The organism is Mesorhizobium sp. M0145 (assembly GCF_040322355.1).
Lineage (GTDB): Bacteria > Pseudomonadota > Alphaproteobacteria > Rhizobiales > Rhizobiaceae > Mesorhizobium.
Window position 1 is genome coordinate 20116 of the sequence record NZ_JAMYTK010000043.1, and the last position, 9547, is coordinate 29662.

The following is a 9547-nucleotide window of genomic DNA, read 5'->3' on the forward strand; positions in this document are numbered from 1 at the left end:
AAAATTCGTGCCTGCTCTATGCGGCGAAACAATGTCGTCCGCCAGGCGCCCCGTTGCCGACCGCTGCCCGTTATTGAATGGTGTCGATGGAGCGTTGCGACGAGCCGAAATCGCCGAGCGTGCGGAACGACAGGTTGAAGCCGACGTTCTGCGATACTTCCTTGGTGTTCAGGTCACGTCTTTCCGAAAACGTCATCAAATAGGTAAAGCACGAATCACTATAGGCAAAGCCGACCCCGTCCTTGACCAGAACGCTCTGCTCCAGATCATACGTGCCGGTGCCAAAGACGCGCCAATTCTCGGCAAGATGCGTCGAGGCGCCGAGCGTAACCTCATGGCGATCGGTCGAGAAGCCATAGAGCGGCTGCGCCTGGATGAAGGCGTATTTGGCGCTCAGCGATACCGGCAGGCCTGAAAAGGCGGCCTTTACCTCAGCGCGGCGGATCTCGAAGCTTTGCTCGTCGAAACGGCCGCTGACCGAGCCGGAAAACCCGCTGGGGCTGTTGAAGCCGACAAGGCCGACATAGTCGGAGGTTGCAGTTTCAAGACCTGAATAGGCGCCGACATTGACCAGGTCCGGCGTGCCGAACGAGTTCTGGCCGCCCAGCTGGTAGGATTGGCCGAACACCGCATTGGTGCCCCAGCCATTGTCATATGCGCCGGAATAGCGCAGCCCGACATTGGCGCGTGTGCCGCCTTCCATGCGGTCATAGCCCGAGAATTTGTCGCGCTCGAACAGCGTCGTGGCGTCGAAGACGAAGCTCTGAGCGTCCTCGTTGGGGACCGCCAGCCCGCCGACATATTGCTCGTTCGGACGCATGAATACCTGCGCCATCGGTTCGAAGACATGGCTGGAACTGGTCATCGAAAACAGCACCGGCCAGCGCATCTCAAGGCCGGCGGTCGCCATGTAGCGGGCAAGCGATGAACGCATATCGTCCTCGACGCCGAGATTGGTCGCCATCTGGTTGACGGCGTCGAGCGAGGCCGAGGAGGCGTTGACGTAGCCGGCGTCGCCGCGCAGCGCCAGGAGCGGTGTCAGCAGCAGCCCGCCATCGGTGGTGAAGGTGCGCTTCCATTCGGCTTCCGCGGTAAGGCGGCCGGATTGACCGTCGATGCCGCGGACGTTGTTGACGGACGAAGGGATGCCCGAATTTGCAAGAGCCGTATCGAGCCTGTCGCGGTCAATAACCCGCGCGTTGACGTCGAACGACAGCTGCCCGCCGGCCACCGGCATGTCGGGGATATAGGCGTAGTCGAGCGAGGGCAGCACCCAGGGCTGCTTGGCGGCGCGTGCAGTCGGATCGCTGGCGAGCGTGTCTTCCTGAACCTCGAAGTGCATGGCGCGCACATCGAAGTAATTGCGATCGTTGAGCCCCGTCAGGTACACCTCGGAGCGGTGCACGCTATCGTTGAAGCCATCGATGTCGTAGGTGCGCGCGAAATTCTTGTCGCTCTGCAGCAGGATGTCCCAGCCGAAGTCCCAGCGCGGGTTGATGGCGAACTGGCCCTGGGTGCCCATCATGCCGCGGAACCTGTTCGGGTCGCCTTCGGTACCCGAATTCACGTTGTGGCCATTGTCGTCGATGAATGCGTCGGGATTCTCCTGCCGGATGCCCGCAATCTTCAGGCTGTACTGACCGTTGTTGAAGCGCTGCCTCCACTCGGCCTCACCGAGGAAACCTTGCTTGGTATAGCCGCTGCCAGTGACAGTGAGATCGTAGGTCGGCGAGAGCGCGAAATAATAGGGGACTTTAACACCGACGCCGAGATCGCTCTTGTAGGCGACGCCGGGGATCAGGAAGCCGCTCTTGCGCTTGACCGTTGGGTCGGCGATCTCGAAAGCCGGCAGATAGGCCAGCGGAAAGCCGAAGAACTCGAAATTCGAGTTCTCGAAGCGAACCGTCTTCTTCTCGCCGTTCCAGATGATCTTCCTGGCCTTGATACGCCAGGTCGGCGCTTTGTCGGGCTTGTCCTCGCACGGCTCGCAGGCGGTGTAGACGCCATTGTGGAACGTCGTCAGCACGCCGCCCATGCGCTCCGCACTTTCGGCGGCGAAATACGCCTTGTCTATGGTCTCGACCCGCAGCGCGTTGACGAAGCCGTCGGCGAAATCGTCAGTGATGTCGGCATGCTGCGAATAGATTTTGGTGCCGTCGCTATTGACGAGTTCGACATTGCCGCTGGCGACGAGGCGTTTGGTGTTGCGGTTGTATTCGACCCGCTGGGCGACCAGACGGTTGCCGCCATAGTCGATCTGGACGCCGCCGACGGCCGTCACCGTCTGCTTGTCGTTGTCGTAGACCAGCGTATCGGCTGCCAGCAGCATCTGCGTGCCGCTCGGAACCTTCGTTGCCAGCTCACTGACGTTCTGGGCAAAAGCCGGAGCAACCGGGGCGACGCTGGCAAGCAGGCACGCCAAGGCGCTCGCCGCAGAGAGGCGTGCCAAACCGGCGTGCCTATGGCTGCGCAAAACCGCCTCCCTCACTAGCCGTCTTCCTTGTATAGCAGGAATGTCACCCCGAAGAACATAGCCACGACAACCGGGACCCAAGCCGCTACGGCCGTGGGTACGAATCCCGCTACGCCGAATGCCTTGACCAGCACCGAAACGACATAAAGCAGAAAGCCGGCCACGATGCCACCCAGAATCATCGTTGCCGACTGCCCCATCCTCGCAAATCGCATTGATACCGTTGCCGCAATCAGCGTCATCGCGACAAGCAGGAAGGGCAGCGCAATCAGGGAATTGAACTGCATGGCGAAGGCGTTTGCCTTGAGGCCGAAGGAGCGGGCCACTTCGATCTTGCCGGGCAGATCGTAGAAGGGAATGGTCTCAGGGCGCGCCAACCGCTCTTGCACGAATTCCGGCTTGAGATTGGTCGGCAGCCGATCGCTGGGTAACGACTGGATGGTACCGTCCCGGAACACCTTGACGTCCTGCAATTCCCAGTAGCCGTCCCGCAAAAAGGCGCGCGCCGCATCCTTGCGCTCGATGATGTCGCCTTGCGGGCTGAAGCTGAAGAAGACCGCGTCGGCCATCTCCAGGCCTTGATTGAGAATGGCGCGCGCGCCGATGATGGTGTCGCCGGCGTTGGTTTTCTGCCTGATCCAGGGCGCAGCATCGGCCGAGACGCTGTTCGACTTGCCCGAACGGAGCTGGGTCTCGATCTCCTCGGACCAGGAATAGGCGTGCGCGGCTACCGGATTGATGACGCCGACCGACAAGGCTCCAAACAGCAGCGCCCCGATGCAGCACGGCAGCAGGAATTGCCATGCGGAAACCCCGGCGGAACGGGCAATGACCAATTCATATTTGCGGTTGAGCGACACCAACGTCGCCATCGCCGAGAACAGGCCGACGAACGGCACCGTCTGCAGCATGATCATCGGCATCCTGAGCCCCGAAATGGCGAACGCAGTTGCGTAGGTGAAGCCCGGCACACCGGTCGTGCGGCCGGAAAGCTCGGTGAAATCGATCAGGAACACCAGCGCCAAGAGGCCGATGAAGAACCAGATGGTGATCGTCACATAGCGAAAGAAGAAGTACCGACCCAGAGTCCAGCCCATCAGCCGGCCCCCTGTCCGGATGCGCCACGCCTGGCAAAACGGAGCTTGATGGCGCTCCAGCCGTCACTGAAGCGGCCGGCAAGATTGGTTATCCAATCGGCCCAGGCAACCGGCAGTTCCATGGTCCGGTTGGACACGATGAACCAGATGGCGATCGCCGATGCCACGATCGGGACGCCGTAGACCATATAGGCATATTGCGGCACCTTGTCGGCCTTGCCGGCGGCAAAGAACCCGAGCCAGCGCACGAACAGCGCGATCGCGATTGCCGTGATCAGCGGGTGCACACGCGCCTCGCGATGCGAGCGCGCATCTCCGGCAACGGCGAGCGCGATCAGCGCGAAGACGAGCGAATAGGACCACTCGGAAAAACGCTGGTTGAGCTCGGCCAGGTACCTGTTCGGCTTTTGCTGGTACATCTTGTCGTTCGGACTGGGATTGAGCAGATACTGGGTCGTCCGGTCCTTCGGCAAAAGCAGGATGTCAGATGATGCCGACATGAAAGCGGACAAGTCGAAGGCGTAGGAGGTGAACCGGATCACCGAGAGGTCGCCGGTCATGGTTTTGCGATGGATGACGCCGTCATTCATCATCAGCACCTTCTCGTCGCCGCGTTCGATGATGCTGCCGGTCTTGGCGTAGTAGATGAGATTGACGCCTTCTTCGCGCGAATCGGCGACGAAGATGCCGCCGAGGCGATTGTCGGGAAGCCGTTCCCCAACCTGCAGGAACAGGCCGTCGTCGATCTTGCGGAAGGTGCCTTCCTGGATGATCAACGACAACAGATCGGCACGCGACGACGCAATCAATTCGCGGTTCTTCTGGCGTGCGTAAGGGTCGACGCCATTGTCGACCGCGAACGAAAAAACGCTGGCTGCGAGTGCCAGAAGCATGATCGGCCTGACGATTGTCCATCGTGAAGCGCCGGCGGCATTGATGACGGCCAGCTCCGAATCCGAATTCATCACGCTGAGGATCTGGGCGACCGCGACCACCAGGGCGAACGGCACGACGATCGGAACGATCGTCGGGATGATCAGCGCTGCGACTTCGAAGAAGGTGAGGGCCGACTGACCGCTATCGGTGACGAGGTCGATGCGGGCGAGCACCTGAGTCGTCCAGACGATCGCCAGCGTCCAGACGAGCGCCAGCGCGAATACCGCGAAAGCACGGCGCATGATGTAACGTTCAACGACCTTCATGAAGGCTTTTCTCGGCGATTTCGAACGGCATCATGCCTTGGAACAAGGTAGTCGTCCGGCGCCGGCTGCACAACTGGCTCAGTTTGGCGGTTCGATCTGGGTTCTGTCCCGGATCGCAAAATCCGCTGGGCCGGAGTGTCGGCGGCAATGGATAAGAAAGAGCGAACATTGTTGGTTAACAACAGGTTGCGGCGGGAAGCGGGGCCGTGCCGCGACGAATCGTGGATGGTTCGATATCGCATATGGGAGCGATTTCGGCCAAAGTCTTGTCAAATGCGGCAAAACGACCAAATGTCGCGCCGGTCGCGACCGCCGCGACATGATAAGACGGGTCAGGATCTGTCGAGCCCCAGCATGGAAGCGGAAAAATTGCGCGATCAAACCGGTCGGGAAACCGTCTTTGACGGCGCGATCGTGGTCGGCGCCGGCGCGGCCGGCCTTGCCGCCGCCCACGCCTTGATGAAGGCCGGCGTACCGACGCTCGTCCTGGAAAAGGAGAGCCGGCTTGCCGAACCCTGGCATCGGCGGCACCAGCGGCTGCACCTCAATACGCATCGCGATCTCTCGACGCTGCCCGGCGTCGGCTATCCCGCAGGCACCCCGGCTTTTCCGCATAAATCGGCCGTCATTCGCCATCTGAACGATTTCAGCCAGGCGCATGGTCTGCCGGTCGCATTCGGCGTTGCCGTTGAAGAGATCACGTTCGACGGCGATCACTGGACCGTGCGGACGAACTCCGGACGTCGTCTGGCGCGCCATGTCGTCGTCGCCACCGGGCGCGACCGGCAGCCGTTTATTCCCGCGTGGAAAGGCATGAAGGATTTTGCAGGCCGGATTATCCATTCGGCCGATTTTGGCGAGGCGAAGGACTACGTCGGCAAAAAGGTGCTGGTCGTCGGAGCCGGCAATTCGGGGTTCGATGCACTCAATCATCTTGCGAATGCAGATGCCCAAAGCATCTGGCTGTCGGCCCGCAACGGCCCGTCGCTGCTGCCGAAACGCATCGGCAAGGTCGCCGTCCACAGGCTTTCACCGTTGATGGCGAGCTTGCCGGTGCGGTTGGCCGATGCGGTGATGGCGACAACCCAGCGCCTGGTTTTCGGCGACCTGACGAAATTTGGGCTTCCGCCGGCTCCCATAGGCGGTGCGAGCCGTCTGAGCGCCGACTACACCGCGATCGCAGCCGATGACGGCGCGGTTCGCGCCATAAAGGCAGGCACGATCGTGGTGGTGCCACTATTGCGGGAATTTACCCAAGACGGCATCGTGTTGAATGACGGCAGGTTGATCACGCCCGATATCGTCATTGCGGCGACCGGCTATCGCACCGGTCTGGAGCAGATGGTCGGCAAGCTCGGCGTTCTCGACGGCAAGGGCGTTCCGCTTTTCAACGGCGGCGATGCCGATCCGAAATTGCCCGGTCTGTGGTTTACCGGCATGCGGCCGAGCATTCGCGGTTGTTTCGCCAACGCCCGCATTCAGGCCAGGGCGATAGCGGCGCGGATTGTCAAGCAGCGATAATGAGCCGGACTATGCCGACTGTTCCGCCCGCAATAGACACGCCTTGTTGAAACGTGCTCGAACCGAAAGGTCAATAGTCATGACGCCAGTCAGCATTCGCTACATGGTCGATGATGTCGCCGCCTCGATCGACTTCTACTGTGGACATCTGGGCTTCGCTGTTGAACAGGACGCCCGACCGGCGTTTGCTTCCGTCACACGCGGCGCTTTACGGCTCCTTCTAAGCGGACCCGGCAGTTCGGGTGCACGGGCGATGCCGGATGGCCGGCAGCCGGTGCCGGGAGGTTGGAATCGCATCCTGTTGGTGGTGCCGGACCTGAAAGAAGAGGTTGCGCGCCTCAAGAGTGCTGGACTTGTCTTTCGCAACGATATCATAACGGGCGTCGGCGGTTCCCAGACGCTGCTCGAAGACCCATCGGGCAATGTCATCGAGCTGTTTCAACCCGCCGCTCACTGACGAACGTTTCTCGCAATAATCCAACTCACTTCCCCGAAAGCAGGACATGATGAATTCGAGACCCTCGATCGCCTTTGCCAAATTCGCCGCGCCCAAAAAAGGCAGCGTTTTCGTTCTGGTGGCCGACGAGGGCGGCCTCAGCGATGCCGCCAGGGCTTGCGATCCGGCAAAGACCCTCGAGCGGGCTTTTCCGGTCGCCGACTTCACCGGCAAATTCGCCAGCCTGGTCGAAGTGCTGGCACCGGAAGGGACATCGCTCGAGCGGCTGGTGGCTGTCGGTGCCGGCAAGGGCTCCAATCTCGATGATTACGCCTGGCTGAAGCTCGGCGGCACGATTGCCGCGTCCTTTCGCAAGGCAACCGAAGTGGCCGTCGTGCTCGATCTTCCCGGTGCGGCCGTCAGCGGCAGGCAAGCCGTTCAGCTTGCAGCGGGCATCCTGCTGCGCAGCTATTCCTTCGACAAGTACAAGACCAAAAAGAACAATGGTGACGACAAGCGCGAGCCAAAAAAGCCTGTCAAGGTGACTATTCACACCGCCGATCCGGCAGCTGCAAAGAAGGCCTTCGCCGATGAAGCGGCGGTGATCGACGGCGTCTTGCTGGCGCGCGATTTGGTCAATGAACCGGCCAATGTTTTGGGACCGGTGGAATTCGCCGCCCGCATCGCCGAACTGGAGGCGCTCGGCGTCACGGTCGAGATCCTGGCCGAGAAGGAAATGAAGAAGCTCGGCATGGGTTCGCTGCTGGGCGTAGCGCAGGGTTCGCCGCGTGGCGCCCGCATCGCGGTCATGCGGTGGGACGGCGGCAAGGCCAAGGAAAGCCCGGTCGCCTTTGTCGGCAAGGGCGTCACCTTCGACACCGGCGGCAATTCGATCAAGCCGGCGTCGGGCATGGAGGACATGAAGGGCGACATGGGCGGCGCTGCTGCCGTCGCCGGGCTGATGCACGCGCTGGCCGCGCGCAAAGCGAAGGTCAATGTCGTCGGCATTGTCGGGCTGGTTGAAAACGCCGTCGACGGCCACGCTCAGCGACCGGGCGACATTGTCACCTCCATGTCGGGCCAGACTATCGAAGTGCTCAATACCGACGCCGAGGGCCGCCTGGTGCTGGCCGATGCGCTCTGGTACTGCAACGACCGCTTCCAGCCGAAATTCATGATCAATCTGGCGACGCTGACCGGCGCCATCATGGTCGCGCTCGGCCAGTATTATGCCGGCCTGTTCTCCAACAATGACGAGTTGGCGGACCGGCTGACGGCGGCCGGACAGGCGACGCAGGAGCGGGTGTGGCGCATGCCGCTCGGCGCCGAATACGACAAGCTGATCGATTCCAAGAATGCTGACATGAAGAACATCGGCGGCCGCCATGGCGGCGCCATCATCGCCGCGCAGTTCCTGCAGCGCTTCGTCAAGGACACGCCCTGGGCGCATCTCGACATCGCCGGCACCGCGATGGGCGCGCCTTCCAACGAGATCAACCAGTCATGGGCTTCCGGCTTCGGCGTCAGGCTGCTCGACCGGCTGGTGCGCGATCATTACGAGCAATGAGCGGCTGGGGCGGGACTCCGACAATGTAGACTGAACGCATGGCCGAGATTCTGTTTTATCACCTGACCGAATCGACGCTGGAGGATGCGCTGCCCGGCCTCCTGGAGCGCAGTGTCGATCGCGGTTGGCGCGCCGTGGTGCAGACCGGCACCGAGGAACGGCGCGACGCGCTGGACCAGCATCTGTGGACTTTCCGGGACGATTCGTTCCTGGCCCACGCGACGGATCGCGAAGCCCATCCCGCCGAGCAGCCGGTGGTTCTGACCGTCGGCCCCGACAATCCGAACCAGGCGCAGATACGCTTCCTGGTCGATGGGGCGGTGCCGCCGGAGCTTGGCGGCTACCAGCGCGCCGTGTTCCTGTTCGACGGCCACGATGCAGCCCAGCTAGAGGCGGCACGCACGCATTGGAAGACAATGAAGGAGGCCGGCCACACCGTGACCTACTGGCAGCAAACGCCTGACCGGCGCTGGGAACGCAAGGCTTAGAGAATTTGCCGGCAAGGGAATCACTGGCGCCGCAAGAGTGCGATGACAAAAAGATGGACCGCCGGCTATTCAGAAGACCGGAGCAAGCTCGATGCCGCCCGATGAACGAACGCCAGGCATGCCGATAGATGCCGCACTTGTTCGCCGGCTGATTGCCGCGCAGTTCCCCAAATGGGCGGACCTGCCGGTAGAGACGGTCGAGCCTGGCGGCTGGGACAACCGCACGTACCGGCTGGGCGACAGCATGTCGGTGCGGCTGCCGAGCGCTGCCGCCTATGTCGCCCAGGTCGAGAAGGAGCATCGCTGGCTGCCCCGCCTGGCGCCTCACCTGCCTCTGCCGATACCCGTGCCGCTGGCCAAAGGCGCGCCCGGGGAAGGCTATCCATGGCCTTGGTCCGTCTATCGCTGGCTTGGCGGCAGACCGGCGGCTGGTGGACTGATTGCCGATCTTACCGAGTTCGCCCGTTCGCTGGCCGGCTTTCTGGTTGCGCTCTACCGGATCGACGCTGCCGATGGGCCACCGGCAGGGCAGCATAATTTCCACCGCGGTGGCCGGCTTTCGGTCTACGACGCCGAGACCCGAGCCGCGCTCTCGGCGCTCGGCGGCCGCATCGACAAGGCCGCCGCCGAGGCCGTGTGGGCGACGGGCCCGGGGGCGCCCGGGGAAAGGGCCCCCGGGTGGGGGCCGGGGGGCCGCGCCCCGGGGCAACTGCCGGGCGGAAAATGCGAACTCGAACGCGGCGGGGGATTAGGGTGTTGTGGG

Annotated in this window: 8 protein-coding genes; 5 read left to right on the forward strand and 3 right to left on the reverse strand. The window is 62.3% G+C overall.

Annotation, left to right across the window (positions count from 1 at the left end; all coding sequences use genetic code 11):
- Nucleotides 1-70: 70 nt before the first annotated feature.
- Genes NKJ28_RS31705 through lptF form a run of 3 tightly spaced genes read right to left on the reverse strand, consistent with a single transcriptional unit; the run spans nt 71 to nt 4772 of the window.
- A complete protein-coding gene (locus NKJ28_RS31705; RefSeq protein ID WP_352638430.1) occupies nt 71-2488 on the reverse strand; it encodes an LPS-assembly protein LptD in 2418 nt (805 codons plus the stop codon).
- Nucleotides 2488-3573: an LPS export ABC transporter permease LptG gene (lptG, locus tag NKJ28_RS31710; RefSeq protein ID WP_023677695.1), complete on the reverse strand. Its 1086-nt coding sequence runs from the start codon at nt 3571-3573 to the stop codon at nt 2488-2490. The genes NKJ28_RS31705 and lptG overlap by 1 nt, the downstream gene beginning before the upstream one ends.
- Nucleotides 3570-4772: an LPS export ABC transporter permease LptF gene (gene lptF / locus NKJ28_RS31715; RefSeq protein WP_352569685.1), complete on the reverse strand. Its 1203-nt coding sequence runs from the start codon at nt 4770-4772 to the stop codon at nt 3570-3572. The genes lptG and lptF overlap by 4 nt, the downstream gene beginning before the upstream one ends.
- Nucleotides 4773-5126: 354 nt before the next feature.
- On the opposite strand from lptF, the gene NKJ28_RS31720 reads away from it, so the two are divergent.
- The 5 genes from NKJ28_RS31720 to NKJ28_RS31740 all read left to right on the forward strand — a co-directional run.
- Complete coding sequence (locus tag NKJ28_RS31720) at nt 5127-6293, forward strand: flavin-containing monooxygenase (RefSeq protein WP_352569686.1); 1167 nt, start codon at nt 5127-5129, stop codon at nt 6291-6293.
- A gap of 103 nt (nt 6294-6396) precedes the next feature.
- Nucleotides 6397-6750 carry a VOC family protein gene (locus tag NKJ28_RS31725; RefSeq protein WP_502894455.1) on the forward strand — a complete coding sequence of 118 codons (354 nt, stop codon included), beginning with the start codon at nt 6397-6399 and terminating at the stop codon, nt 6748-6750.
- A 49-nt stretch (nt 6751-6799) separates the two neighbouring features.
- Nucleotides 6800-8296 (forward strand): leucyl aminopeptidase, encoded by a 1497-nt coding sequence (locus NKJ28_RS31730; protein WP_352638431.1) that lies wholly within the window; start codon nt 6800-6802, stop codon nt 8294-8296.
- Nucleotides 8297-8334: 38 nt separating this feature from the next.
- Nucleotides 8335-8784, forward strand: coding sequence for a DNA polymerase III subunit chi (locus NKJ28_RS31735; RefSeq protein ID WP_023677690.1), 450 nt, complete (start codon nt 8335-8337; stop codon nt 8782-8784).
- A gap of 91 nt (nt 8785-8875) precedes the next feature.
- A partial coding sequence (locus tag NKJ28_RS31740; protein WP_352638433.1) for a phosphotransferase occupies nt 8876-9547 on the forward strand: 672 nt, incomplete at its 3' end.